Source organism: Amycolatopsis sp. N2S4-7, from assembly GCF_058119595.1.
The window spans coordinates 5070108-5095988 of record NZ_CP172299.1 but is presented as its reverse complement, the minus strand read 5'-3'; the positions used below and the strand labels follow the sequence as shown (position 1 = coordinate 5095988).

Genomic DNA, 25881 nt, shown 5'->3' with positions numbered 1-25881 from the left:
AGACTACTGGAAACCGGCCCACCAGGGGAGATCCCGCGGAGCGTGGCCGGTACCGGCCACGACCTGAGCAGGGGAGACGATGACCGCAGCCGATGCGAACCGGATCCTCGCGGTGGCCGGCCGGGCCGCGCACAGGGCCGTCACGGCCACTCCGAGCACGAGCAGCAGGAGCGGACCGGTCGCCGACTTCCGGCGGCGCGCCGCGCCGGCGACGGGCGGCGGGTAGCTGGGCCGCGCCGCGCCGGACGACGGCCGGCCGAAGGCTTCGGACGCTGCGGTTTCGCCGACCGCGAGGTGGCCGAGCCGGACCGCCTGCTCGAGCGCTCCGACCACCGGCCGGAACCCCTCGACCAGCTCCCGGCAGCGGACGCAGCCGGGCAGGTGCGCTTCGAACTCTTCCGGATCGTCCAGGACGCCGAGCCCGTAGGCCGCGGCGTCGGTGTGGTGCCGCCCCCTCATCGCACCGCTACTTCCCCGAGCGCCTTCCGCAATTGCCGCATCGCCGTGTACAACCGCGATTTCACGGTTCCCTCGGGAATTCCCAGAATTGTCGCTGCCTGCCGGACGGTGTTTCCGGCGAGGTAGGTCTCGTAGATGACGGACTGATATTTCTCGTCCAGTTCCACCAATGCCTGAGTAATCGTTAGTGCGGCTAACGAACTGTCCGCGCGATCGGCGGACTCGGCGTTTTCGGGGATCTCCAGAGCGACCTCCTGCGGGCGGACCCGGCGATTTCTCCAGCCGTCGATGACGATCCGGCGGGCGACCGTGAGCAGCCAGCCCCGCAGCATTCCGGGCTCGCGTTCGAGCGAGCCGGAGTGCTGCCAGGCGCGGATCATGGTCTCCTGCACCACATCCTCGGTCCACTGCCGGTCGTAATGGGTCAGTGCCAGTACCTGGCTGAACAGGGTGGCGCGGAAGTCCTTGTACAGCAACGGGACGAGGTCGTCCGCCCGGTCGGGGCCGACGTCGACCGCGGTGGCTGACGGGGCGTAGCCGACGGGGCTGTGGCTTGCTCTGCCCGGTGCTTCCATAAAGCTCGCAACCTCACCTGACTGGCGGACCGTGGGGCCATCGGAGCGTAGCGCAAAAGGACTTAATAGGCCATATGCATTAGTTCCCATTACCAATTAGCGGCGCTCGTGCCGGCATCGAGCGAGGGCCGGTTCAAAATGTGTCTTGTGATGCACGTCACAGTCACTAAAAGGTGACGACGAGAACCGGATCACACCTTCCCCGCGTAACTCCCGGTGAGGACTCCTTCGCGAAGGGACAACGGGGATGCCGCTCCGATTCGTGGCGCTGCTGGCCGCCACGACCGCGCTCGTGCTCGGCTGCGTTCTCCCGGCTTCCGCCGGCGAACTGCAGCAGACCGACCGCACCCTGCTGACGCGGCTGAAACAGCACACGCTGTGGGCCGTGCCGTCGAGCAGGCTCGCCGCCGAGCGGGCCACCAACCGGCGCGTCCGAGCGGTCGCCGGCCGGATCGCCGACGACCAGGCCCGCCTCGACGTCGCCCTGCGCGCCGTCGCCGACCGGCTCGCGGTCACCCTCCCGGGGGAGCCCACCGGTCAGGAACGCGACTGGGCGGGCGAAATCGCCGCGGACTCCGGCGACGAGTTCGACCGCGCCTACGTCAACCGGCTCCGCGCCGAGTACGGCACCCTCTTCGGGCTCGCCTCCGACGTCCGCGCGGGCACCCGCGACGACGACGTCCGCGCCTTCGCCCAGACCGCCGTCGACACCTCCCTCGGGCACCTGACGCTCCTCGAGAGCACCGGGCTCGCCGAGACCACGTCCCTGCTCGTCTCCGCCACCGAGGACGACACCCTCGGCGGCGGCGACTACGCACTCGGCGCCGTTTTCGTGGCCCTCGCCGCCGCAGCCACGTTCGGCCTGCTCCGCCTGCTCGGGACCCCCGGCAGGACCTCGCCGCGCACCCGGAGGTAAGCCGCCCCATGTCCCCCTCAGCCGCGCTGGTCCCGCTGTCGCCCCACGACACCGGGATCGCCGAGGTCGCCGCGCTGTCCGGCCGCCTCACCTACCTCTGCATGTGCCTCACCCTGTGCTGGGGCGTCCTCGCCGCCACCGGCTGGGTCCGCCGGTTCAGCGGCCAGGACGCGCTGCGCACCGGGCACGTCCTGCTCGCCGCGTTCACCCTCGCCACCGGGGCCCTGCACGGGCTGACGTTCCTCTTCCTCGAAGACGACCCGTTCGGCGTCACCGACCTGCTCCTCCCGTTCTACGACGGCAACCCGCGCCACGCGCTCGGCATCGCGGGCCTCGAGCTCGTCATCGCCGTCTCCGTCACCGCCGGTCTGCGCCGCGGCGCCCGCGAAGGCCGCTGGCTCCGCTTCCACCAGGTCGGCTACCTGGCCATCGGCCTGCTCGCCGTGCACGCCTGGCTCGGCGCCGTCGCGAGCGGGCACCTGGCCGTGGTCTGGCTCGCCGGGATCACGCTGCTCGTCCCGCCGGTGCTGCTGTCGGTCCTGCGGGTGCTGCCGGCCCCGCTCCTCGCCCGCGCCGGGCTGGTCGCGGCGCCGCCCGACGGCGACGGCCCGGAGCCCGCGGAGCTGCGGGTCGACGTCGACAGCCACCGCTGCCACGCCTACGGCGTCTGCCAGTCCGAGGCGCCCCAGGTGTTCCAGCTCGGCCAGGACGGTCAGCTCGAGTACGAGAAACGCCCCGAAGCCGGGGAAGTCCCGAACGTCCGCGCCGCCGCCCGCGCCTGCCCCATGCGAGCCATCCACCTGTTGGGAGCCACCCGATGAGCGAACGCATCGTCATCGCCGGAGCCGGCCTCGCCGGCCTGCGCGCCGCCGAACGGCTGCGCGAGCTCGGGTTCGACGGCGAAGTCGTCGTCCTCGGCGCCGAACCCGGGATCGCCTACCACCGCCCCGCGCTGTCCAAGCAGCTCCTCACCGGCGCGGTCAGCCGCGCCGACACCCAGCTCGCCGACCCCCTCGAAGTCGACGCCGAATGGCGCTTCGACACCCCGGTGACGGCGGTGTCGCCCAACCGGCAGGTCGTCCACCTCCGCGACGAGGAGCTCCGCTACGACGGCCTGGTGATCGCCACCGGCGTCGAACCCCGCCGCATGCCCGGCGCCCCGCACGGCCACCCGCGGGTCGTCGTCGTCCGCACGCTCTCCGACACGACGGCCCTCCAGCGCGCCCTCGCCACCAGCCCCGGCCCGGTCGCCGTCATCGGCGACGGCTTCATCGGCTGCGAAGTCGCCTCCAGCCTCCGCGAGATGAACCGCGACGTCGTCCTCTTCGGCCGCGCGCGACCCCTGCTGTCCGACGTCCTCGGCGCCGACATCGGCGACTGGCTCACCGCGCTGCACACCGCCCGCGGCGTCCACCTCGAACTCGGCACCACCATCCGCCGCTGGCGCCCCGCGCCCTCGTCCGTCGGCCTCGAGTTCGCCGACGGCCGCGCGATCGACGTCGCCTGCGTCGTCGTCGCCGTCGGGAGCGTCCCGGCCGTCTCCTGGCTGCGCGGGGCCAAGCTGCCCCTCGACGACGGCGTCCTCTGCGGACCCACCTGCCACGTCGTCGGCTCGTCCACGATCGTCGCGGCCGGCGACGTCGCCCGCTGGCCCAACCTCCGCTACGACACCACAGCCCAGCGCGACGAGCACTGGCTCAACGCCGTCGAGATGAGCCGCGCGGCCGCCGAGAACCTCCTCACCGGCCCCCAGGGTTCCCCGGCCTACACGCCGGTGCCGCGGTACTGGTCCGAACAACACGGCGTCCGCATCCAGGTCGCCGGCCGTCCCGGGCTGGCGACCGACACCGTCCTCCTCGAATCACCGGTCCCCGGCACCCGCCCGATCACCGGCTTCGTCCGCCACGGCGGCCTCGTCGGGCTCATCGGCCTCGACAGCCCCGCCGCCGTCCTCCACTGGACCGCCGAACTCGCCCGCCAGCACCCCGCGCCCGCCGAGTCCCCGCCCGAAGTCCCGGCCCGCCACCACAGCGGGGCGGTGGCCGGGTACTGAGCTACCATCCACCCGCGGACGAGCTGGCAGGGCGGTCGCGAGCCGGGGCGACCCGGTCCGAGGAAAGTCCGGACTCCGCAGGGCAGGGTGGTTGCTAACGGCAACCCGGGGCGACCCGCGGGAAAGTGCCACAGAAAGCAGACCGCCCCGGTCTCCGGACCGGGGTAAGGGTGAAACGGTGGTGTAAGAGACCACCAGCATCCCGGGCGACCGGGATGGCTAGGTAAACCCCACCCGGAGCAAGGCCAAGAGGGAGCTCACGAGCTCCTGCGCAGGCGTTCGAGGACGGCCCGTCCGAGTCTGCGGGTAGGCCGCTGGAGCCTGCCGGCAACGGCAGGCCGAGATGGATGACCGCCGCCCCGCGAGCCGCAAGGCGACCGGGGAACAGGATCCGGCTTACATGCCAGCTCGTCCGCCTTCACCCGTGTCCCGCGGGACACCGCGCGTGACTGCAGGGGCATCAGGCGTGGTTGACGGGGCATCAGCGTGATGCCCGCTGGATCACGCGTGAAGCCCGTCGGCTTGCCTCTTCCGTGGTTCCCCAAGGGGTTACTCGGTAGTAGGGTGCCCGCATGGCGGGTGACGAGAAGCGGTTCAAGTCGGCTTTCGATTCCTTGCACGCCCTCGCGTACTTCGCGCCCGAGGTCGACCAGGCCCTCACCGGGATCGGGTTGCGGCCCGGGCGGATGCCGTACTTCGCCGGGCGGTCCGCGGCGATGGGGGCCGTCGGGCCCGAGGTCGTCGCCGCCACCTTCTACAACTTCAACCCCGAGGTCGTCGCCAGGGTCATCCCGCGCGCCTGGACCCTCGCGACCCCCGAGCAGGTCCTCGACGCGCGGCTCGAGGGCGTCGACAAGGCCCTGACCCGCCTGCTCGGCGACCACGTCAAGGGCGACGATGTCGCCGAGGCCGCCGAACTCGCCCGCGAAGCGTCCGCCGGGTGCACCGGCGAAGGGCGGCCGCTCTACGCAGCGCACGCCGGGCTCGACTGGCCGGGCGAACCCCACCTCGTCCTCTGGCACGCCATCACGCTGCTGCGCGAGTACCGCGGCGACGGGCACATCGCCGCCCTCGTGCTCAACGGCCTCAGCGGCATCGAAGCGCTCGTCACCCACCTCGCCACCGGCAACGGCTTCGTGGCCGACGCCGCCAAGCTCACCCGCGGCTGGAGCGACGAGCAGTGGACCGCCGCCCACGCCGGGCTCCGGGACCGCGGTCTCCTCGACGACGGCGACGCGCTCACCGAAGAGGGCGCCGCCGTCCGCGACCGGGTCGAGATCGCCACCGAGCTCGCCGCGCGGGGCCCGTGGGAGCACCTGGGGCCGGAGAAGACGGCCCGGCTCGAAGAGCTGTGCCGCGGGCTCAGCGCCCGCGTCGTCGAAGCCGGCGCGTACCCCGCCGGAGTGTTCGCCCAGGGGCGCCCCTGAGGACCAAGATCACGCTATGTAGTGAAAAGCCGGGCACTCGAGATCAACATACGTCTCGAGCAGCGGTAATGCTGATTCCTGGCGAGGAAGTCACGGGCTTTGGGGCGAGCTCGTCGGCGCACTGAGAAGTTCGGGTGGCCGTAGTTGGCTCCATAGAGTCCTTGTCGTGATGGCTCGTCGGGGGTGTTCATTCACCTGCTGAGCAGTAAGACCCTGTTCCGGCGGGCCATCGTCGCCGTGGGTCTCCCCGGGGCGTTCGAGCTCATCACGGTCGGCCTGTTGCTCTGGCTCGTCGACCTTCACGACCTTGTCGAGCTGCTCGCGATGAGCCCGAGAGTCGGTCGCTGAGGTGACCCCCGTTGGCCCGGCCGTCGCCACGGTCGGCCGGCCCCATCATCTTTGCTCTCGAAAAGTCGATCACGCTATGTAGTGAAAATGTTGTTAAGTTCTGAGCGCTATGTGACGGACAGCGCGGCCCCTCAAGATCGACATGGCCGCCGACCGGCCGGAGAGCGTCACAGAGCGGACTCGCGCGACAGGGCCGATCGTGTCATGTCACACTGTTCCAGGCCGCACAACGGCGCGAGGGCAAGCACACACAGTGAGCAAATCCCGGGCATTGGGGTGAGTTCGTCAGCACACTGAGAAGTATGGGTGGCCGGGCTTTAACCCGAGGACCCTTGCCGCGATGATGGTGGGCGTGGAGTTTTCGTGTGCCTGGTGCACCACACCGGTTGACAAGCCAGCCGGCATTTACGCAGCGCGCTTTGACCACTACCCCTCGTAGCCCCCATGATGTTGTTCGAAGCACCGCCTGAGCCAGAACCGCGCGGCCCCCACCGCGCACCGGGAGTATCGCGATGATGACCTTGACCACCCTCGACACGCTGGCCGCCGGCGAGCTGGGCACGGGAAACGTGCGCACCTGGCTGATCGACAACATCATCCCCCTGGTGCTGCTCGCCGTAGCCCTCCTCCTGCTGTGGCTGGGTGGCGGCAAGGGCGACAACGCCGGTGTCATGCGACGGCTGGCCGGCGTGGTCATCGCCCTCGCCATCATCGGGCTCGCGGTCAGCGGCGCCGGCGTCAACGTGGGCCAGTGGATCGCCGGCCTGTTCACCGGCTGAGGCGGGGGCCGCGTGCGCATCAGGACTGATGACGAGGTCTACCGGGTCGACGCCGTGTGGCTCGGCCCGCCGAAAGCGACTTTTCCCTGGAGGGCCCGGTACGTCGCCTGGCTGATCGGCATCCCGGCGTTCTTCGTCGTCCTCGGCATCGAACGCTGGGCGGGGTGGAGCTTCGGGTTCTTTTCGACGGCGTGGGCGTTCGTCGCCACCATCGCGATCACCCGGCTGCTCACGGCCAAGATCAGCCACGAGCGCCCGCTCGGCACCGTGGTCACGATGGCGGGCCGCGAGCTCAACACCCCGAGAGAGCGGACCACGGGCACCGGCGGCGCGGTCAGCGCCAGCCGCGTCCGGGTGCGGGCGACCCGCCCGTTGCCGAAGCACCGCCGGCGGCGGCAGTACCGGCACCACGGCGCGCCGCCGGGTGCCGGCTCCGCGCACGCCCCCACCACCGCCTCGGCGGAGGCGCTCCGCGCCCCCGCGTTGGTCCAGGGAACACCACGAGCGCGCCGGAGCCGCAGCAGTGCGGCTCGGGCCGGGAGGTAGTCGTTGTTCGGTCGCGGCGGTAGCCGAGGAAAACGGGGTCGGGACGCACGCTCGGGCGCATGGCAGCCGCCCGAGCAGGTCCGCGCGTCGCGCAACGGCTCGGGGAACAAGGCGCGCCTGCCCGGCGAGCAGGCCATCCCCGCCTACACCCCGTCGATCGCGGTGCGAAGCATCGACGGGCACCTGGTCCGCACCGGCGTCGAGGTCTACGCCTGGTACCGGCTCGCGCCGCAGCGCTGGTCGTTCCGCTCGGACTCGCAGCGCCGCGACCTCATCGCGGCCATCGCCGGCCAGTACGCCGAGCTGCAGGGCCGCTGGCTGCACCTGCGCGTGACGAACCGGCCGTACCCGATCCGGATGTGGGCCGAGGCGCACGTCTACAACGCCCACGGCCGTCCCCAGGACGTCCCGGGCGCGCTGTCGTTCGACGACTACCTGATCGGCGAGCAGCAGCAGCTGATGGGCCGCTCGATGGCCGAAAAAGAGGTCTACCTGGGCGTCCAGGTGCAGACCCGGCGGATGGTCGACCGCGCGGTCGAGCGGGCCGCGCCGGTCCTGCGCAAGATCCTCCCCGAAGCCGTCGACGCCGAGCTGACCGCGCTGGACTCCGAGGTCGAGCACCTCGACCAGGTCATCGGCAGCGCCGGGCTGGAAGGCCGTCCGGTGCACGCCGAAGAAATGTCCTGGCTGATGCACCGCTCGTGCTCGCTGGGCCTGCCCGCGCCGCGGAACATGCCCGCCGTGCCGGGCGCGGCCTGGGAGCCGGAAGACCTGGCCAGCTTCACCGACGCCGCCGACTACTACGCCGATCCGTACGCGCCTACCGTGACCGTCCGCGGCCGCACGGGGTCCAACGCCGGCGTCTCGCGGCACCTCGCGATCCTCACCGTCGGCCAGATGCACGGCCTGCAGATCCCAGAGGTCGACGACCCGTGGATCCAGCACGCCGACCGGCTGCCCGCCGCGGTCGAGGTGTCCGCGCGGATCTACGTCCGGCGGCCCGAAGAGGTCGCCAACGAGCTGCAGCGCCAGATGAACAAGGTGCGCTCGCAGGTCAAGCACTACACCGACGAGCACGAGCTGGAACCGCCGCAGTCGCTGTCGCGGCAGGCCGGGCGGGTGCTGGAGATCGACGACGAGATGACGTCGGGCTTCACGGCGCTCGCCACCCGTGTGCGGTCCTGGTGGCGGCTGGCGGTGTCCGGGCCGACCGAGCGCGACGCGCTGCGCCTGGCCCAGCAGCTGCTCGACCTCTACAAGCCGAAGATCGCCATCGAGCACCCCGAAGCCCAGTACGCGATGGCCAGGGAGTTCATCCCCGGCGAACCGCTGGCCTCGGCGGCGTACATGCGCCGCGGTTCGGTGGTCTGGGCCTCCTCGGCGGTGCCGACGGCGACCGCGGAGGTCGGCGACCGCCGCGGCATCCTGCTCGGCGAGACGTGCACGGCGACGCGGCGCCCGGTGGCCTGGGACCCGTGGATGGCCCAGGAGATCCGCGACGGCTCCGGCCTGACGGCCATGGTGGCGGGCCTGGGTGGTGGTAAGTCGTTCCTCGGCGGCGGCATCGTCTACAAGACGCTGCGGGCCGGGGCGAACTGGACGATCCTCGACCCGTCCGGCCCGCTGTCGCGGCTGTGCGACCTGCCGGAGCTGCGGCCGTACGCGCGGCCGATCAACCTGCTCAACGCCCAGCCCGGCATCCTCAACCCGTACCGGGTGGTCGCCGAGCCGCTGATCGAGCACTTCATGGACGAGGACGACCCCGAGCGTTCCTGGCGCCGCGAGAAGGCCCTCGCGGGCGCGACGCGACGACGTCTCGTCCTCGACGTCCTGACCGGTGTCCTGCCGTACGAGGTCTCGCGGATGGCCCAGACGCGGATCGTGCTGCTGCGCGCGGTCCGCGCCGTCGGCGGCCGGTTCGACGCCGACCCCGGCCAGGTGATCGACGCGCTGCGCCGGGATTCGAGCGAGCACCACGAGCACGCCGTCGTCGTCGCGGACTTCCTCGACGAGATGCGCGAGCGGATGGCGCTGCTCATCCCGGAGACCGACGCGGACCCGTACGCGGAGACCCGCGACGACCGGCTGACGGTCCTGACGATGGCGGGGCTGACCCTGCCGAAGGACGGCGTCCCGCGCGAGTACTGGACGGACGCGGAGTCCCTCGGCGTCGAGATGCTGAACCTGGCGGCGTGGCTGACCCAGCGGTCGGTGTACGAGAAGCCGAAGGAGCTGCGCAAGGGCGTCTGGATCGACGAGGCGTTCTTCCTGTCCGAGGTGCCGACCGGGCGCGTCCTGATGAACCGCTTCGCGCGTGACTCGCGGAAGTGGAACGTCCGGGTGCTGCTGTCGTCCCAGATCCCGGCGGACTTCCTGAAGATCCAGGGTTTCGTGGCCCTGCTGGACTCGGTGTTCGTCGGTCGTCTCGACGACGACGACGCCCAGGCCGACGCCCTGCGGCTGTTGAAGGTGCCGGTGGGCGTGGGGTACGAGCAGGTTGTCGCGGCCCTGGGCCGCCGTCCCGGCGCCCAGCGCGGCCTGGAGCGGGACGTGGAGCCCCGCCAGTTCATCTTCGGCGACGGCGCGGGCGGCGTGGAGCGCATCCGCGTCGACTTCTCGGGACCGCACCTGGAGCACCTGCGCGCGGTCATGGACACGACGCCGGGGTCGAAGGACGCCGCGAAGCCGCGTCCGGGCAACGAGCTGGCCCTGCCGAAGACGGACGAGAAGAAGCCGTACGTGGCCGTCCCACCCGAGGACGACATCGAGCTGGAGCAGGACTTCGAGCTGGCGGCGGAACTGGAGGTCGGCCTGGCCGACGAGAACCTCCTGGGAGCCCCGGATCCACTGGCGTCCGAGACGGGCGAAGTCGAGGGCGGCGTCCAGCCGGCCAACGGCCATGGCGGGCAGCAACAGCAGGAACACGCACGAACGGGCGGAAAGGGCGGCACCGGCCGGGACGCCGCATGAACACCGTGCTGACGCTGGCGGTCCTGCTGACGTTGGCCGCGGGGTGGCACTCGCTCAAGCGGCGGATCAAGGAAGGTCCGCGGCCGGGGCGGCGCACGCCGGGGCGCAAGGCGACGATGGTCGCCGTCATGCTCGTGCTCGGTCTGCAGGCGATCGCGACCGCACCGGCGGCGAGCGCCGCGACCTGTGGTGAGGCGCCGAACCCCGAACGCCCGGGTGCGGGCATGGTCGGCGCGATCGACCCCGCCGAAGGCCACGGCGAGGCGGGCAGCGCGTACGTCGACTACAGCTACGCCGGGTTCGTCTGGAACACCTTCGAGACGAACTGCACCGCGCTGAACCTGACCCCGGCGGGCTCGACGCTCGACACCTGGGGCGGCAACCAGCTGTTCAACCTGGGCAAGAACATCGTCGGTGCGACGAACTCGCTGCACTACACCGTGCTCGAGGGCGGGCTGCTCAATCCGTTGTACAGCGCGGTGAAGTCCGGCGCGGAAAAGGTTTACAACAACATCTACGCCCAGCTGTTCGGGCTGGTCGCGCTGGTCATGTCGATCATGCTGTTCCGCAACATCTGGCGCGGTGACCTCGCCGCGGTCAGCAAACGGGCGTTGTATGCGCTGGCGGGCGTCTGGCTCGCCGCGTCGTCGCTGGCGATGCTGCGGTACTTCGACCCGATCGACAAGGCGATCGTCCAGACCACCACGAACATCCAGGCCGGGTTCGTCGACGAGTCCGACAACCGCGTCATCCGGCACGTGCTGCCGACCAGCCTGCACAACGAAATCGTCTACAAGAACTGGCTGCGCGGGGAGTTCGGCTCGCCGACCGCCCCGCAGGCCGACCAGTACGGTCGTCCGCTGCTCGACGCGCAGGCGTTCACGTGGGCCCAGCTGCGCAACGGCGACGACGGCAACCAGTCCGTCATCGACGGCAAGAAGAACTCCTACAAGGACATCTCCACCAAGCTCGGCCCCGCCACCGGCTACTTCACCGGCGAGGCCGGCGGCCGCACCGGGGCCGGGTTCCTCTCGCTCGGCCAAGCCCTCGTCTACTCGCTCTTCCAGCTCCTGGCCAAGGCGTCCGTCCTGCTCGCGCAGGTGCTCATCCGCCTGTTCGCGCTCACCGCGCCGCTGATCGGGCTCATCGCCCTGCTGCACCCGGAGATCCTGCGCCGCGTGCTCAAGGTCGCCGGCGGCGTCGCGTTCAACCTCGTCGTGCTCTCGGTGCTCGCCGGGGTGCACGCGCTGCTGCTGCAGGCCATCTTCGACGCCGGCAACTCGCTGAACATGCTCACGCAGATGGTCCTCGCCGGGCTCATCACCGTGCTGCTGTTCATGGTCGGGCGCCCCGTGCGGCGGCTGTGGCAGATGGTCGAGATGTCGGTCAGCATGGTCGGCGCCGCGGTGCCGTCGCCGGGCGGCGGGATCTTCTCCCGCTTCCGGCGCAACCGCAACGGCCCGACCCCGCAGGACGAGTTCTGGCAGAACGTCCGCGACACCGACGACGTCGTCGACGGCGAGCAGCGCGGGCCGATGGGCGCGACCGTCGGCGGCGGCCGGTTCCGGCCCGAAGCCACGATCTTCGCCAACGCCCAGCGCCTCGACAACGGCTCCAGCGCCTCCCGCCCGGCGGCCGCCTGGTCCGGCGCGTGGCCCGGGGCCGTTGGCGGCGGCGGCTCCGCGGGCGCGCTGCCCGCGGGCGGACGTCCCGGCTCCCCGGTGTTCGGCCAGTACAACCCGGCCAACGGCGACCCCGGCGACTACGTCGTCGTCGGCGCCGGCGGCCGTCCGACGATCCGGGGCGAGGAGAGCCGGCGCGTCGACACCTCCCCGGTGGCCGACCGGCGCTGGAGCGACGAGCCCGAGCCCGTCGTCGTGCCTTCGCACCTGCGCGCGTCCGAAGCGGACTTCAACGGCTACCAGCCGCAGGACGCGCCGCGGGCGCCGGGCGTGCGGGCGCAGCCGCGCCGCGTCGACCCCGAAGTCGTCGCGGGCAAGCCGGTCTTCGTGCTGTACCGGCCGTCGCGGGGCATCGAAGTCCGCGAGGAACCGCGTGACACCGACCAAGTGATGGGGCGGTGACCGATGCCGATCCGCACCAACCGCGGCCGCGCCGCGGTCTACCGCCGCCTGTGGGGCTGGCCGCTGCGCTCGCCCCGGCACCTGATGGGGACGCTGGTGTTCCTGGCGATCCTGGTCACCGCGCTCGGCATCGTGCTGCCCAAGGTGGTCGGCAAGCCGGAAGCCAAGGCGACGCCGCCGACCGGGTCCACCACGTCCGCCCACTCGACCGCGCCCGGCGTCGCCGCGCCGGTGCCGACGTCGAACCTGCCGACGCGCCTCTCCGCGCCGCTGGCGACCCCGACGTCGGCGGCGCCGAACGCCGACGCGGTCCGCGTCGCGAAGGAGTGGGCCGCGGCCTGGGTGAACCACCCCGCGGGCATCACCTCCGAGCAGTGGCTGGCGAAGCTGAAGCCGTACACCACCGAGGAGTACCTGCCGGTGATGTCGTCGGTGGACCCGGCGAACATCCCGGCGACGAAGGTCACCGGTGAGCCGGTGGTCGGCACGTCCTACACCAGCTCGGTGCAGCTGACGATCCCGACCGACGGCCCGAAGCTGAGCATCACGGTGGTGAGCACCAACGCCGGCTGGCGGGTCGCCGACTACGACCAGGCGAGCTGACCGTGCGGCGGCTGGGGTTGTGGCTGGGCCTGATCGTGTTCGTCGCGATCGGCGCGCTGGTCGTGACCGCGGTCGCCGCGAAGGTCGTCATCGACAACCAGCAGGCGCAGGCCAGGAGCGTGTCCCTGACCAGCTGCGACGCCTCGGTCGGGCCGACCCAGCCCGGCCAGGGGGAGCGCGGCACGGTCGACGCGTCCAAGCTGGACGACGAGCAGCGCGGGATCGTCGCGCTGATCATCTCGATCGGCAAGCAGCGGTCGCTCGCGCCGCGCGCCTGGCAGGTCGCGATCCAGGCCGGGATGACCGAGTCCGGGCTGCACAACCTGACCTACGGCGACCGCGACTCCCAGGGCATCTTCCAGATGCGCCCGTCGATGGGCTGGGGCTCGGTGGCCGAGGTCACGAACCCGCAGTACGCGATCAACAAGTTCTTCGACGTGCTGCTCGCGGTGCCGGACTGGGAGAACAAGCGGCCCGGTGACGCCGCGCAGGCCGTCGAGCGCTCCGGCTTCCCGGACCGCTACCACAAGTGGGAGCCGATGGCGGCGACGCTGGTGGAGAACGTCGGCCAGGTCGCCGACGTCGTCGCCTGCGGGACCGGCCTGGGCCAGCTGCTGCCGCCGAGCCAGGCCGCCGCGCAGGCGATCAGTTTCGCTCTGGGCGAGCAGGGGAAACCGTACGTGTGGGGCGCCACAGGCCCGAACTCGTACGACTGTTCGGGGCTGATGCTGCGGGCGTACGAGTCGGCGGGGATCATCCTGCCGCGCGTCTCCCGCGACCAGTACCACGCGGGGGCGATGCTGCCCGTGCGCGAGGCGCAGCCCGGTGACCTGCTGTTCCTCGCCAACAACCCGGCGGATCCGAACACGATCCACCACGTGATGATGTACCTGGGCGACGGCAAGGTCGTCGAGGCGCAGCAGACCGGTGTCCCGGTGCACACACGGGCGTTCTCGTTCGATGAGGCCGAAGTGGTCCCGCAGGCGGTCCGCCCCGGCGTTTAGCATGGGTGTTCGGCCGATTCACCCGACGTCGCGGCGCTTCCCCGAGCAGGTGGCCGCGTACTGGCAGAGGATGAGCACGTGGGACGCAAATTCGGCAGGCGAGGCAAGCCCGGTGCGGGCGAGCCACGGGACCCGGCGGCGCTGTTCGGCGCGCCCCAGCCGCCCCGGCAGTCGGCTCGTCCCGCGTCCAGCACCCCGCTCGCCGACCAGCTGAACCAGGGTTACCCGGGGGTGGACGCGGGGTACGTCGTGCTGCCGCGGTCCCTGGCTGAGGGGATGTCGCTGCCGTGGCAGCAGCAGATGGCGGCGCTGCTGGCCCAGTTCCACGCGCAGAACGCGGCGTTGGCGTGGCCGATCTACCGCGTGGTCCCGTCGCGCTACGAGAAGCTGGCGGACCTCGACGAGGAACAGCTCGCGGAGGCGGGCTACCTGGTTGAGATGGACGTCGACGGCGAGATGGTCTACCGCGAGCGGAGCGGCCGCAAGGTCGAGGATCCCCTGAACACGACGGTGCTGGTGTCCTGCCTGGACCCGATCCCCAAGCCGGCGTCCCGTCCTGCGCCGCCGCCTCCCGGAGCGGCGCCTGGGCAGGCACCGGCACCGATGAACATCGGCCCGGCGCCGGTGTGGCGGACGGTGCCGCATCCGCCTGCTTCCGGTGGGTATGAGGAGCCGAGGTGGGGGCGTCCGGAGGAAGCTGCTCCGCCGGTGAGCCCGCCTCGGGCGCAGGCTGTGCCACCGGAGGAGGCTGTTTCGCCGCCGTGGGCTCGCCCGGACTCGGCTCCGGTCGCGCACGCGGCTGCGGAACCGGTCACCTCACCGGCCGCCGAGCCGACCGGCCCGGAGTGGTCAGTGGCGGCCGAATCAGACTTGCCGGGCCCGGTGAAGACACCGCAGTCCGCGGCACGCCATGCAGCTCCGGAGGCCGAGGTACGTCCGGAGGCGGGGCTTCCTTCTGCGGGTATTGAGCCGGCTGCGTCTGACGAGCACGCCCCGGAGGATCAGCCGATAGCTCCGCCCGCAGCGGAGGTTCCTGAGCCGGAGCCCACGGTTCGGCCGGATCCAGCGCCCCCGGCGGCCGAAGCCGCAGCAGTTCGGCCAGAGGCGCCTGCCGCCGAGGCCGGACCGGAATCGTCGGTCATGGAGCCGTCTCGTTCGGAATCCTTGGCTGCGGAACAGCCACAGTCGCCCGCTCAGTCGGAGAGTTCCGCCACGGAGTTTCGTTCGGCCCGCCCGGAAGCATCGGAGCCCGAGGGCCAGACGGAGACGACGCCCAAACCAGACGGGCCGGGGGCCGAGCCTGAGCGACCGGCCGCGGACCAACAGGAGGCCCCGGCCGAAGCCACGCAGGCAAGGGAACCTGAAGAACCCGACTCCGAGGCGGCCAAGCCAGCCACCCACGCACCGCAAGAGACCGAGGCGGCCCCACCTGCGCCATCGGCTGCGGCCACACCGGCACCAGCCATCCACGCGCCGGAGGAGCCCGAGGCGGCTTCACCTGCGCCTTGGGAAGCACCCCGGCCTGAGGCGGCCGCACCGGCGCCGGCCGAACAGAAGCCGATCCACTCTGTTGCGCCTGATTTCCGGCCTGGGCCGCCCACTGCGCCGCAGCCTTCTGCTGCCGCTCCGCAGCCGGCGGTGGCGCCCGGTGTTGTGCAGCCGCCTGCTGGTTCGCAGGCTGTGCCGGATTCCGGTCCGCAGCATCAGCCATCGGGTGTGCCGCAGCCGGCTTCTCCGCAGATCCAGCCGCCGGCTGCCGGGGCCAATCTGCCCAGGCCTCCGTGGGGGCCCGCAGGTCTCCCGGTTCCTGGCACGGGCCCGACTTCCGGGTTCAGCCCGACTCCGCCGCAGCAGGGAACCGGCTCGGCGCAGGGCCCGGTTCCCGAACCCAGCCCGGCGCACGGCGGCGGGCAGGCTTTCGGTTCCGGCTTCGGGCAGACTCCCGGCGCTGGTCCGGAACAGGGCGCCGGATCAGCACCCGGTACTGGTCCGACTTCCGGCTTCAGCCCAGCCCCCGGCGCGGGTCCCACACCTGGCCCGGTCCCGGGCACCAACCCGGCTCCGGGCTCCGGCGCGTTCCCGGGCACGAGTCAGGCCACAGGCTCCAATTCGGGGCAGAGCCCAGCCCCCCACACCGGACCGCTCCCCCCACCAGCCCGACACCTGCCGCTGGTCCGATCCCAGCATCCGGCCCGGTCCCGGGTCCGAATCCGAGTCAGAGCCCAGCGCCGGGCACCATCCCGGTCCCGGGCGCCAATCCGGCCCTCGGCAGCAGTCCGCTTCCGGGCACCGCCCAGGTCCCCAGCCACAGCCCGCTTCCGGGCACCAACCCAGCCCCCCGAACCACCCCGGCCAAGCCCGTCTTCCCGGGCCCGGAGTCCACCCCCCAGCCCTTCCCCACCCGCCACGCCGCTCCCGCGCGGCCCGTCTTCCCCGGCCCCGGGACCATGCCGCCCGTCCCGTCGGCCCCCAACGCCCGCCCGGTCTTCCCCGGCCCGGACACGCCGCTCCCGCAACCCTCGAACCCGCGCGAAGCCGACACCCCGCCCCGGGGCACCCCTCGCGGCTGGTTCGACGAGTACGCCGACCAGCAGGCCGCTGCTCCTCCTGAGACCGAAGAACCCCAGGACTTCGGCCCCACGGGGCAGCCGACCGAAATCCCCTATCGGTACAAGCGCTGACAGCCGGGCCTGCGGATGCGAACCTAAGACCATGTCCAAAGACCCGAACCCGGACCCGGGGTGGTACTACAACACCCGCACCCACGAGGTCGAGCACCTCGAACGCAGCCGCAGCGTCGACCTGCTCGGGCCGTACCCGGACGAGGCCACCGCACGGCGGGCCCTCGACATCGCCAAGGAACGCACCCGGCAGGCCGACGCCGCCGACGCTGCCTGGAACGACGACTAGACCGTCAGCCGCGGGCTCAGCACGAACTCCGGATCCACCTGCGCCACGAGGTCGGCGCCGGCCCAGGCCCGCGCGTTGCGCAGGTGGAACTCGACGGCTTGACGCTGGTAGCGCGCCCAGTCGCGCTGCTCCGCGTCGACCGTGGCCTGCATCGAGGCCAGCGTCTCGAGGTTGCGCGGCTCGAGCTCGGCGATCGGCCGGGCCGCGCCGCGCTCCGCCGCGCGGACGTGCCGTGACGCCGACAGCCAGCCCAGCAGGGCCTCGCCGACCTGGTCCTGCAGGAACTCGACGTCTTCGGCGTCGGTGACCTTGTTGCCGACGACCACCAGCCGCACGCCGTAGTCGCGGGCGTAGTCCGCGTACTGCCGGTACACGCCCACGCTGCGGACCGTCGGCTCGCACACCAGGAACGTCACGTCGAACCGCGTGAACAACCCCGAAGCGAACGCGTCGGCGCCCGCGGTCATGTCCATCACGACGTATTCGCCGTCGACGTCGACCAGGTGGTTCAGCAGCAGCTCCGCGGCGCCCACCTTCGAGTGGTAGCACTTGACGCCGAGGTCGTCCTCGTCGAACTGCCCGGTGACGCCGAGCCGCACACCGCCGAGCTGCCGGAAGCACGCGTCGAAGACCGGGTTGTCCTCGAACGGCCTGACCAGGCGCGAACCGCGCCCCGGCGGCGTCGTCTTGATCATCGACGCGGCGTCGGGGATCCGCGGGTTGTCGCCGCGCAGGTAGTCCTTGATCAGCGCCATGTTGTCGCCGAGCGTCGGCCACGCGAGCGCTTCCTCCTCGGTCGCGCCGAGCGCCACCGCGAGGTGCTGGTTGATGTCGGCGTCGATGGCCAGCACCGGTTTCCCGGTGTCGGCGAGGTACGCGACGAACAGCGACGACAGCGTGGTCTTGCCGCTGCCGCCCTTGCCGACGAACGCGATCTTCACTCCTGGAGGTCCCTTCTGGCAATGAAGACGGTTTTCATTATTGCGCAGCCCAACGTACACCCGACCGGCCCGCGCCCGATCGGGCGATCATCGGGCCCCGCTGGGGTTAGGGTTGGGGGGTGCCTCCCCTCGTGATCAGGACACACTCGGCGGGCGGGGACTTCGGCCCCCTGCGTGCCGAGTTTTCGCTGCCGGAGTCGTTCGGGCCCGAGGTGCTGGCCGAGGCGGAGGCGGCGGTCCTCGACCCGCTGGCGTCCGCGGGGCCGCGGGAGGACGCGACGGACCTGCCCCTGGTCACCATCGACCCGCCCGGCGCGAAGGACCTCGACCAGGCGATGGTCGTCGAGCGGACCGCGCACGGCTTCCGCGTGCACTACGCGATCGCCGACCTGGCCGCGTTCGTCCCGCCCGGCGGCGCGCTCGACCGCGAGTCGCGCCGGCGCGGGCAGACGCTCTACCTGCCCGACGGGAACGTCCCACTGCACCCGCCGGTGCTGTCCGAAGGGGCGGCGAGCCTGCTGCCCGGCGAAATCCGGCCCGCGGTGCTCTGGACCATCGAGACCGACGAAGCGGGTGAGCCGACCGCGACCCGGGTGCGCCGCGCGCTGGTCCGGTCCACCGAGCAGTTCGACTACGAGACCGTGCAGGCCGCGCTCGACGCCGGCCACCCGCACCCGTCGGTCGCCGCGCTGCCCGAGCTGGGACGCCGGCGTCGCGAACTGGCCGTGCTGCGCGGCGCCGTCGAACTGCAGCTGCCGGAGCAGGAGATCAGCGGCGACCCGGACGGCGGCTGGGTGCTCGCGCGCCGCCCGCGCACCGCCGTCGACGCCTGGAACGCCGAAATCTCGCTGCTCACCGGGATGGCCGCGGCGCGGATCATGATCGACGCGCGCGTCGGCGTCCTGCGCACGCTGCCCGACCCGGAACCCGAGGCCGTCGACTGGCTGCGCCGGTCGGCCGACGCGCTGGGCATCGCCTGGGCGCCGGGCGCGACCGTCTCGGAGTTCCTGTCCCGGCTGGACCCCGGGCAGCCCGCGTCGATGGCGCTCTACGCCGACACGACGCGGCTGCTGCGCGGCGCCGGCTACACCGCGTTCGACGGCGACCTGCCCGCGCTCACCACGCACGCGGGCATCGGCGGCGCGTATGCGCACGTCACGGCGCCGATCCGGCGGCTGGTCGACCGGTTCGCCACGGAGATCTGCCTCGCCGTCTCGGCCGGCCGCGAGGTCCCGGAGTGGGTGCGGGCGGCGCTGGCGGACGTCCCGGAGCGGATGAGCGCGTCGGACACCCTCGCCGCGAAGGTCGAGCGCGCGTGCATCGACCAGGTGGAGGCGTGGGTGCTGGCCGAGCACGTCGGCGGCGAGTTCAGCGCGGTCGTGCTGCGGGCGGACGAGAACAAGGCGGAGATCCTCGTCGAAGACCCGACGGTGATGGCGAAGTGCGCGGGGGAGAAGCTGACCGCGGGGGAGCGGATCGGGGTCCGGCTGACCGCGGTCGACGTCGAGAAGCGGAAGGTGTCGTTCGAACGCGCATGAGGACTGCGGAACTGGTCGACGACCTCGGGGAGACGGTGCCGATCGAGGGACCGGCCTCGCGGGTCGTCTCGCTGGTGCCTTCGCTCACCGAAGCGGTCGAGGTGAGCGCGCCCGGACGGCTCGCGGGCGCCACCGACTACTGCACGCATCCGTCCGCTCTGGACGTTCCGCGCGTGGGCGGGTCGAAGTACCCGAAGCTGGACCGCGTGCTCGACCTGGCGCCCGACCTCGTGCTGGCCAACTCGGAGGAGAACCGCCCGGAGGACGTGGAACGCCTGCGCGCCAACGGGATCCCGGTGTGGGTGATGGCCGCGGCGGCGTCCGTGCCGGCCGCGCTGGGCTCGCTGCGGCGGATCCTCACGCAGGCGTACGAGCTGGAGGAGCCGGGCTGGCTGGTCGAAGCCGAGGAGGTCTGGCGCGAGGTCCGGCCGGTGCGGTTCCACGCGGTGGTCCCGGTGTGGCGCAAGCCGTGGATCGTCCTGGGCCGCGACACGTTCGCGGGCGACGTCCTGCGCCGGGCCGGGGTGGCGAACGTGTACGCCGGTGACCGCGAGCGCTACCCGCGCCCGGATGTGGAGGAGCTGCGGGCGCACCTGAGCGCGGACGCGGACCTGCTGGTGCTGCCGGACGAGCCGTACCTGTTCACCGAGGACGACGGCCCGGACCACTTCCCGGACGCGCGGTACGTGCTGGTGTCGGGACGGCACCTCACCTGGTACGGGCCTTCGCTGGTCGACGCCCACGCCGCGCTGACGGAGGCGTTGGCCGGGCTGTGAAGCCGAAGCCGGCCCGGCCCCGGCAGCACGCCGGGACCGGGCCAGGAGCCAGCGGTTTCAGAGCGTCAAGCCGGTCAGGACCGTTACCCGTTCCTCCGTGAAGTCCGCCATCGCCGACGCCGGACCTTCTCGGCCCACTCCCGAGTCCTTCACCCCGCCGTACGGCATCTGGTCGGCGCGGAAGCTCGGCACGTCTCCCACCAGCACCCCGCCGACCTGCAGTGCCGCCGACACCTCGAACGCCGTCGGGAGGTCGCGGGTGAACACGCCCGCCTGGAGGCCGAAGCGGGACGCGTTGATGCGCGCGACCCCCTCGGCAACCGACGGCACCCGGATCAGCGAGACCACCGGGCCGAAGACCTCCTCGGCCATCACCGACGCGTCCTCCGGCACGTCCGCCAGCACCGTCGGCTCGACCGTGGCCCCCGACTGCCCGCCGCCCGTCAGCAGGCGGGCGCCGGACGAAACCGCCGAGGAGATCCACGACGAGACCCGGGCCGCAGCGTCGGTGTTGATCAGCGGCCCGACGTCCACGCCCTCGGCACGCGGGTCGCCCGTGCGCAGCGCCTTGACCTGCTCGAGGACCTTCTCGGCCAGAGCGTCGTAGACGTCGGTGTGCGCATAGACCCGCTGCACCGAGATGCACGACTGCCCCGCCTGGTACATCGCGAACGTCGCGATCCGCTGCGCCGCGAAGTCGAGGTCCGTCCAATCCGGACAGACGAGCACCGCGCCGTTGCCGCCCAGCTCCAGCGCCACGTGCTTGCGCGGCACGCGGTCGCGGATGGCCCAGCCGACCGGGACCGAGCCGGTGAACGACACCACCGGCAGCCGCGGGTCCTCGACCAGCCGCGACGACGTCTCGTTGTCCACCGGCAGGATCGACCACGAGCCCGCCGGGAGGTCCGTCGAAGCCAGGATCTCGCCGAGCAGCAGCGCCGTCAGCGGCGTCGCGGGCGCGGGCTTGAGCACGATCGGCGCGCCGACCGCGATCGCCGGGGCCACCTTGTGCGCCACCAGGTTCAGCGGGAAGTTGAACGGCGTGATGCCCAGCACCGGCCCGCGCGGGACCCGCCGGACCAGCGCCAACCTGCCGGTGCCGCCCGGGTCGGTGTCGAGCCGCTGCAGTTCGCCGGAGAAGCGGCGGGCCTCCTCGGCGGCCCAGCGGAACGTCGACACCGCGCGGCCGACCTCGCCGCGCGCCCACTTCAGCGGCTTGCCCGACTCCGCCGTGATCAGCGAAGCGATCTCCTCGGACCGCTCACCCAGGGCCCGGGACACGTGGTCCAACGCCCCGGCGCGGACGTGCGCGGGCAGCGTCGCGAACTCCTCGCGGACGTCGTGCGCGGCCTGCACCGCGGCCTCGACGTCGGCAGGAGACGGGACGTAGTGGGATCCCGCGGAAGAGCCGTCGTAGGAGTGACGGACAGTGTTCGTCGCACCGCCGGTCACCGGCTTTCCGGCGACCCAGAAGGGGAAAGTCACGAGCGGGCCTCCGTGCGGACAGCGTGCTCGAGGACCGAGAGGCCCTCGTCGAGCAGGTCGTTGGACAGGGACAGCGGCGGCAGCAGCCGGACGACGTTGCCGTAGGTGCCGCAGGTCAGCACCACCACACCGGCCCGGTGGCAGGCCGCCGCGACGCGCTTGGTGAGGTCGGCGTCGGGCTCCGAAGTACCGGGACGCACGAACTCCGCCGCCAGCATGGCGCCGCGCCCGCGGACGTCACCGATCACGCCGGTCTCGGCAGCCAGCTCCCGCAGCCGCGGCAGGACCACGCCCTCGATGCGTTTCGCCGACGCGGCCAGGTTCTCCGACTTCATCGTCTCGATCGACCCCAAAGCGGCGGCGCACGCGATCGGGTTGCCGCCGTACGTGCCGCCGAGGCCGCCCGGCGGGACGGCGTCGAGCAGCTCCGCCCGGCCGGTGACGGCGGACAGCGGCAGGCCGCCCGCGATGCCCTTGGCCGTCGCGATGAGGTCCGGGACGACGTCCTCGTCGCAGGAGGCGAACCAGGAGCCGGTGCGGCAGAAGCCCGTCTGGACCTCGTCGGCGACGAAGACGACGCCGTTTTCCCGGCACCAGGAAGAAATCGCGGGCAGGAAGCCGCGCGCGGGCTCGATGAAGCCGCCCTCGCCCTGGATCGGCTCCAGCACGACGGCCGCGACCTGGTCACCGCCGATCTGCTTCTCGATCCGGTCGATCGCCAGCGCGGCCGCCTCGGGCCCGGAGAGACCGTCGCGGAACGGGTACGAGCCCGGCACGCGGTAGACCTCGGGCGCGAACGGGCCGAAGCCGTGCTTGTAGGGCACCGACTTCGCGGTCATGCCCATCGTGAGGTTGGTGCGGCCGTGGTAGGCGTGGTCGAACACGACGACGGCCTGGCGCCCGGTCGCCACCCGGGCGATCTTCACGGCGTTCTCGACGGCTTCGGCGCCGGAGTTGAACAGCACCGACTTCTTCGCGTGGTCGCCCGGCGTCAGCTCGGCCAGCGCTTCGCAGACCTCGACGTAACCCTCGTACGGCGTGACCATGAAACAGGTGTGGGTGAACCAGCACGCCTGCTTGCGGACGCGGTCGACGACCGCGGGCGCGGAGTGCCCGACGTTGGTCACCGCGATGCCGGAGCCGAAGTCGATCAGGACGTTGCCGTCGGCGTCGGTGAGCAGGCCGCCGCTGGCGGAGGTGACGTAGACGGGCAGCACCGAGCTGACCCCGGCGGCGACCGCGTCGAGGCGGCGCTGCTGCAGCTCGCGCGAGGCGGGGCCGGGGATCTCGGTGTGCAGCCTGCGCTGCCGGGGCGCCGGGGCCTGCGGCTCGGCGGTGGTGCTTGCGGTCACGGCGTGCTCCTGCGGACGCGGGTGGGCGGACGTCCTCAGGATGAGTCCGCGGGCGGTGGCCGTCAGCTGGCCTTTCCGTACAAGAAGGCGCGTAGAATTGGCCGTTATGGCACTCACGCTGGGCGCACTGGCCGCCGACCGCCCGCTCGGGCTGCGGGTGCTGACCGGTGACGACCTCCTGGACCGGCCCATCGGCTGGGTGCACCCGACCGAACTGACCGACCCGCAGGCGTTCCTCGAAGGCGGCGAGCTGCTGCTCACGACCGGCCTGGCCCTGGACGAAGAGACGTCGCCGGACTACGTGCGCCGGCTGGTCGCCGCCGGCGTCGCGGGCCTCGGTTTCGGCGTCGGGTTGAGCCACGACGACGTCCCGCGCGCTCTGGTGGAAACGGCGGCCGAGGTCGGCCTGCCGGTGCTGGAGGTGCCGCGCGAGACGCCGTTCATCGCGATCACCCGCGCGGTCTCGCGGGCGGTGGCGGCCGACGAGTACGCCACGACGGTCCGGATCGGCCGCGCCCAGCAGGAGCTGACCCGCACGGCGGTCGGCAAGGGCGGGCCGGCCGGTGTACTGCGGAAGCTGGCGAAGCTGGTCGACGGCTGGGTGCTGCTCTTCGAACGCGCCACGGTCACGGAAGCGGCTCCGGCGAGCGCACGCGCGTACGGCGCTTCACTGCGCGAAGAGCTGGAGCGGCTTCGCACCGGCACGCGGGTTCTCGTGCTCGACGGTGAGGAAGTCGTGCTGCAGACCCTCGACACCGGCACCCGCCGGGTGCTCGCGGTGGGGACCGCGGCGCCGCTCGACACCGCGGGACGGCACATCGTCAACACGGCGGTGTCGGTGCTTTCCCTGGCGCTGGAACAGGATCGCGCGCAGGCGGCGGCCCGGCAGGCGTTGCGGGACGGGCTGCTGGAGCTGCTCGCCGGCGGGCAGGCCGAGCTGGCGCTGCGGGTGCTGGCCGAGGCGGGCGGCGAGCCGCCGCGGGCGCCGTGGTCGGTGCTGGTGTTCGCGGGCGCGCCCGCCGCTCGGCGCAAGCTGCTCGGCGTGCTGGAGAGCGAGCCGGTGTTCGCCGCCCGGCGCGGGTCGTCGGTGGTCGTGGTCGGCGGGGACGACGTGACCGGCACGGTGGCCGAGGCGGCGTTGCGCGTCGGCGGCCTGCACGGCGGGGTGGCCGGCCCGGTGTCCCCACCGGACTTCCCGGCCGGCCTGGAGCAGGCGGAGCTGGCGGCCCGGGCCGCGGAGGCGGAGGACAAGATCCTGGTGTCGGCGGCGGAGCACACCGGCCGGGGCCTGCTCGCCCTCATCGAGCCCGCGGTGGCGCAGGCGTTCGCCCGCGGCCTGCTGAACCCGTTGCGCGAGCACGACGAGACGGGCCGCGGCGACCTGGAGACGTCACTGCGCTGCTGGCTGGAACACCACGGCCACTGGGACGTCGCGGCCGCCCGCCTCGGCGTCCACCGCCACACGCTGCGGAACCGGATCAAGAAGGCCGAAGAGCTGCTGGGCCGCGACCTCGGCTCACCCGGGGTGCGCGCGGAACTGTGGGTGGCGCTGCAGGCCTAGCTCACCAGCACGATCGGGGAGTCACCGCAGCGGCGCAGGCCCGGCTCCGGCTCCGCGCCCGACAACCACCAGGCCGGGACGTCGACCTCCCGCACCAGCGATCCCGTCGGCTGGCGGACGCTGTTGGACACGATCACCCGCCCCTGCGCGTTCAGCAACGCGGCCCCGCGGCCCAGCGAACGCAACCGCGGACGCACCGCCCGCTCGAACTCGCGCACGTAGACGTCGGCGCCGACCACGCCCGCGAAGGAACCGCCACGGGACACCGGGATCGTGAACGTCAGCGTGTACTCGTCGGTGCAGAGGTAGTCGACGTACGGGCCGTTGATGTGCCGCCGCCCGGTGTCGCGGGGGACCGTGAACCACGACTGGCGCGTGTAGTCGAGGAAGTTCTCGCTGCCCGGGTCGAGACTGATGAACAGCTGCGACGGCGGCTCGCCCGCGGAGCAGGTCCACCACTCGAAGCCGAACTCCGAGTCCGTGAGCACGCGGGGTGCGCTGACGAAGCCCGCGCCGATGATCAGGCCGCCGAGGGCCTCGGTGACCTGGGGCCGGATCCGGTGCAGCGCCGCCGCGGCCGGGGACTCGGCCAGTACCGATTCGGCGGCCGTCAGCAGCGGCTTGAGCCGCTCGAAAACCCCCTCCACCAACGCCGAAACCTGTTCGACAACCTCGTCGCCGGCCAGCGTGCGGGTGTCGTTCACGGTTCTCACCTCGATGCGCGGAGTGGGGCGAAGCTTACGGGGCGAGCAGGCCGAGGTGCACGTCCGCGAGCCGATCGAGCGCGCCGAGGACGTGCTCCTCGGTGAGTTTGCGGGCCAGTTCGCCGTCGGCCGCGTCGATCGCGGCCGTGATCGCCGCGTGCTCTTCGTGCGGGTGCGTCTCGTGCGGGCCGAGCGGCAGCCACAGCAGCCCGCCGAGCTCGCTCTGCAGGTGGACCTCTTCGTGGGTGAGCCGCGGCGACTGCGCGGCCGCCGCGACCTCCAGGTGGAACTGCCGCTCCGCCCGCGTGAAGTCGATGCCGTGCGCCGTCCGGAGGTCGTCGGTCGCCAGCCGCAGCCGGGCGACGTCCTCGGGGGAGCTGCGTTCGGCGGCGAGCTTCGCGGCGGCTCCGGCGATCGCGAGGTAGTGGTCGCCGACGTCGCGCAGGTCGGACAGCGACACCTCGCTCAGCCGTGCCCGCCACGCGTCCGACGGTGGGTTGGCCGGCGCGCGGACGAAGCTGCCGCCGCTGCGCCCGCGCCGCGTCTCGACGAGGCCCTGCTGCCGCAACGCCACGAGCGCTTCCCGGACCGTCACGGTCGAGACGCCGAACTGCGCGGCCAGGTCGGCTTCGCTGGGCAGCTGCTCCTCGTCCGCGAGCAGGCCGAGCGTGATGGCGTCGACCAGCCGCGCGGCTACCGCTTCCGCCCGCCCGACCTGGCCGAGCGGCGCGAACATGGCTGACCGCGCGCTGTGCGACAGGCCCTTGCGCATCGTCACCCTTCGGCCGTCGGACTACCCGTTCGCACCAATCTTGCCTCATCCCCTTGTCCTATTACATATGGACTTATA

At 72.2% G+C, this 25881-nt stretch carries 22 protein-coding genes and 1 other RNA gene; 16 read left to right on the top strand and 7 right to left on the bottom strand.

Annotated elements, in window-relative coordinates:
• Window positions 1–3 precede the first annotated feature (3 nt).
• The gene (locus ACH54P_RS23580) at window positions 4–459 is read right to left on the bottom strand and encodes a hypothetical protein (protein WP_489916160.1); all 456 of its coding nucleotides are present in this window, start codon (window positions 457–459) and stop codon (window positions 4–6) included.
• On the bottom strand, window positions 456–1034 hold the full coding sequence (locus tag ACH54P_RS23575) for a sigma-70 family RNA polymerase sigma factor (RefSeq protein WP_489916158.1): 579 nt from the start codon (window positions 1032–1034) through the stop codon (window positions 456–458). Before ACH54P_RS23575 ends, ACH54P_RS23580 begins: the two co-directional genes overlap by 4 nt.
• A 247-nt stretch (window positions 1035–1281) precedes the next feature.
• Here ACH54P_RS23575 and ACH54P_RS23570 point away from each other — a divergent pair, with 247 nt between their 5' ends.
• From ACH54P_RS23570 to ACH54P_RS23510, 13 genes are all read left to right on the top strand, one after another.
• On the top strand, window positions 1282–1950 hold the full coding sequence (locus tag ACH54P_RS23570; RefSeq protein ID WP_489916156.1) for a DUF4142 domain-containing protein: 669 nt from the start codon (window positions 1282–1284) through the stop codon (window positions 1948–1950).
• 8 nt (window positions 1951–1958) lie between these two features.
• Complete coding sequence (locus ACH54P_RS23565; protein ID WP_489916154.1) at window positions 1959–2771, top strand: 4Fe-4S domain-containing protein; 813 nt, start codon at window positions 1959–1961, stop codon at window positions 2769–2771.
• On the top strand, window positions 2768–4003 hold the full coding sequence (locus ACH54P_RS23560; protein ID WP_489916152.1) for an NAD(P)/FAD-dependent oxidoreductase: 1236 nt from the start codon (window positions 2768–2770) through the stop codon (window positions 4001–4003). Before ACH54P_RS23565 ends, ACH54P_RS23560 begins: the two co-directional genes overlap by 4 nt.
• A gap of 19 nt (window positions 4004–4022) precedes the next feature.
• Window positions 4023–4418: RNase P RNA component class A (gene rnpB / locus ACH54P_RS23555), an RNA gene on the top strand.
• 157 nt (window positions 4419–4575) lie between these two features.
• The gene (locus ACH54P_RS23550) at window positions 4576–5430 is read left to right on the top strand and encodes an SCO6745 family protein (protein ID WP_489916150.1); all 855 of its coding nucleotides are present in this window, start codon (window positions 4576–4578) and stop codon (window positions 5428–5430) included.
• Between the two features lie 183 nt (window positions 5431–5613).
• The gene (locus ACH54P_RS23545) at window positions 5614–5778 is read left to right on the top strand and encodes a hypothetical protein (RefSeq protein WP_489916148.1); all 165 of its coding nucleotides are present in this window, start codon (window positions 5614–5616) and stop codon (window positions 5776–5778) included.
• A 512-nt stretch (window positions 5779–6290) separates the two neighbouring features.
• Window positions 6291–6557 (top strand): hypothetical protein, encoded by a 267-nt coding sequence (locus ACH54P_RS23540; protein ID WP_005166545.1) that lies wholly within the window; start codon window positions 6291–6293, stop codon window positions 6555–6557.
• A gap of 12 nt (window positions 6558–6569) precedes the next feature.
• Window positions 6570–7103 carry a hypothetical protein gene (locus ACH54P_RS23535; RefSeq protein WP_489916146.1) on the top strand — a complete coding sequence of 178 codons (534 nt, stop codon included), beginning with the start codon at window positions 6570–6572 and terminating at the stop codon, window positions 7101–7103.
• Window positions 7104–7106: 3 nt separating this feature from the next.
• The gene (locus ACH54P_RS23530; RefSeq protein ID WP_489916144.1) at window positions 7107–10073 is read left to right on the top strand and encodes an ATP-binding protein; all 2967 of its coding nucleotides are present in this window, start codon (window positions 7107–7109) and stop codon (window positions 10071–10073) included.
• The gene (locus ACH54P_RS23525) at window positions 10070–12157 is read left to right on the top strand and encodes a magnesium transporter (RefSeq protein WP_489916142.1); all 2088 of its coding nucleotides are present in this window, start codon (window positions 10070–10072) and stop codon (window positions 12155–12157) included. Before ACH54P_RS23530 ends, ACH54P_RS23525 begins: the two co-directional genes overlap by 4 nt.
• A gap of 3 nt (window positions 12158–12160) precedes the next feature.
• The gene (locus ACH54P_RS23520; RefSeq protein WP_489916140.1) at window positions 12161–12760 is read left to right on the top strand and encodes a hypothetical protein; all 600 of its coding nucleotides are present in this window, start codon (window positions 12161–12163) and stop codon (window positions 12758–12760) included.
• Between the two features lie 17 nt (window positions 12761–12777).
• The gene (locus ACH54P_RS23515; RefSeq protein ID WP_489916596.1) at window positions 12778–13764 is read left to right on the top strand and encodes a C40 family peptidase; all 987 of its coding nucleotides are present in this window, start codon (window positions 12778–12780) and stop codon (window positions 13762–13764) included.
• Between the two features lie 2712 nt (window positions 13765–16476).
• A complete protein-coding gene (locus ACH54P_RS23510; protein ID WP_489916138.1) occupies window positions 16477–16674 on the top strand; it encodes a hypothetical protein in 198 nt (65 codons plus the stop codon).
• Here ACH54P_RS23510 and ACH54P_RS23505 read toward each other — a convergent pair.
• Window positions 16671–17615 (bottom strand): ATP-binding protein, encoded by a 945-nt coding sequence (locus ACH54P_RS23505; protein ID WP_489916137.1) that lies wholly within the window; start codon window positions 17613–17615, stop codon window positions 16671–16673. The genes ACH54P_RS23510 and ACH54P_RS23505 overlap by 4 nt on opposite strands.
• Before the next feature lie 131 nt (window positions 17616–17746).
• Here ACH54P_RS23505 and ACH54P_RS23500 point away from each other — a divergent pair, with 131 nt between their 5' ends.
• Both ACH54P_RS23500 and ACH54P_RS23495 read left to right on the top strand, forming a co-directional pair.
• Window positions 17747–19153 (top strand): RNB domain-containing ribonuclease, encoded by a 1407-nt coding sequence (locus ACH54P_RS23500; RefSeq protein WP_489916594.1) that lies wholly within the window; start codon window positions 17747–17749, stop codon window positions 19151–19153.
• The gene (locus tag ACH54P_RS23495; protein WP_489916135.1) at window positions 19150–19929 is read left to right on the top strand and encodes a helical backbone metal receptor; all 780 of its coding nucleotides are present in this window, start codon (window positions 19150–19152) and stop codon (window positions 19927–19929) included. Before ACH54P_RS23500 ends, ACH54P_RS23495 begins: the two co-directional genes overlap by 4 nt.
• 57 nt (window positions 19930–19986) lie before the next feature.
• Here the strand turns inward: ACH54P_RS23495 and ACH54P_RS23490 are convergent, their stop codons facing one another.
• Together ACH54P_RS23490 and gabT are read right to left on the bottom strand one after the other, a co-directional pair.
• On the bottom strand, window positions 19987–21414 hold the full coding sequence (locus ACH54P_RS23490; protein WP_489916133.1) for an aldehyde dehydrogenase family protein: 1428 nt from the start codon (window positions 21412–21414) through the stop codon (window positions 19987–19989).
• A complete protein-coding gene (gabT, locus tag ACH54P_RS23485; protein ID WP_489916131.1) occupies window positions 21411–22766 on the bottom strand; it encodes a 4-aminobutyrate--2-oxoglutarate transaminase in 1356 nt (451 codons plus the stop codon). Before gabT ends, ACH54P_RS23490 begins: the two co-directional genes overlap by 4 nt.
• Before the next feature lie 106 nt (window positions 22767–22872).
• On the opposite strand from gabT, the gene ACH54P_RS23480 reads away from it, so the two are divergent.
• Window positions 22873–24327, top strand: coding sequence for a PucR family transcriptional regulator (locus tag ACH54P_RS23480; protein ID WP_489916129.1), 1455 nt, complete (start codon window positions 22873–22875; stop codon window positions 24325–24327).
• Here the strand turns inward: ACH54P_RS23480 and ACH54P_RS23475 are convergent.
• On the bottom strand, window positions 24324–25031 hold the full coding sequence (locus tag ACH54P_RS23475) for a cache domain-containing protein (RefSeq protein WP_489916127.1): 708 nt from the start codon (window positions 25029–25031) through the stop codon (window positions 24324–24326). The two genes, ACH54P_RS23480 and ACH54P_RS23475, sit on opposite strands and share 4 nt — an antisense overlap.
• Window positions 25032–25065: 34 nt before the next feature.
• Window positions 25066–25803 carry a FadR/GntR family transcriptional regulator gene (locus tag ACH54P_RS23470; RefSeq protein WP_489916125.1) on the bottom strand — a complete coding sequence of 246 codons (738 nt, stop codon included), beginning with the start codon at window positions 25801–25803 and terminating at the stop codon, window positions 25066–25068.
• Window positions 25804–25881 lie beyond the last annotated feature (78 nt).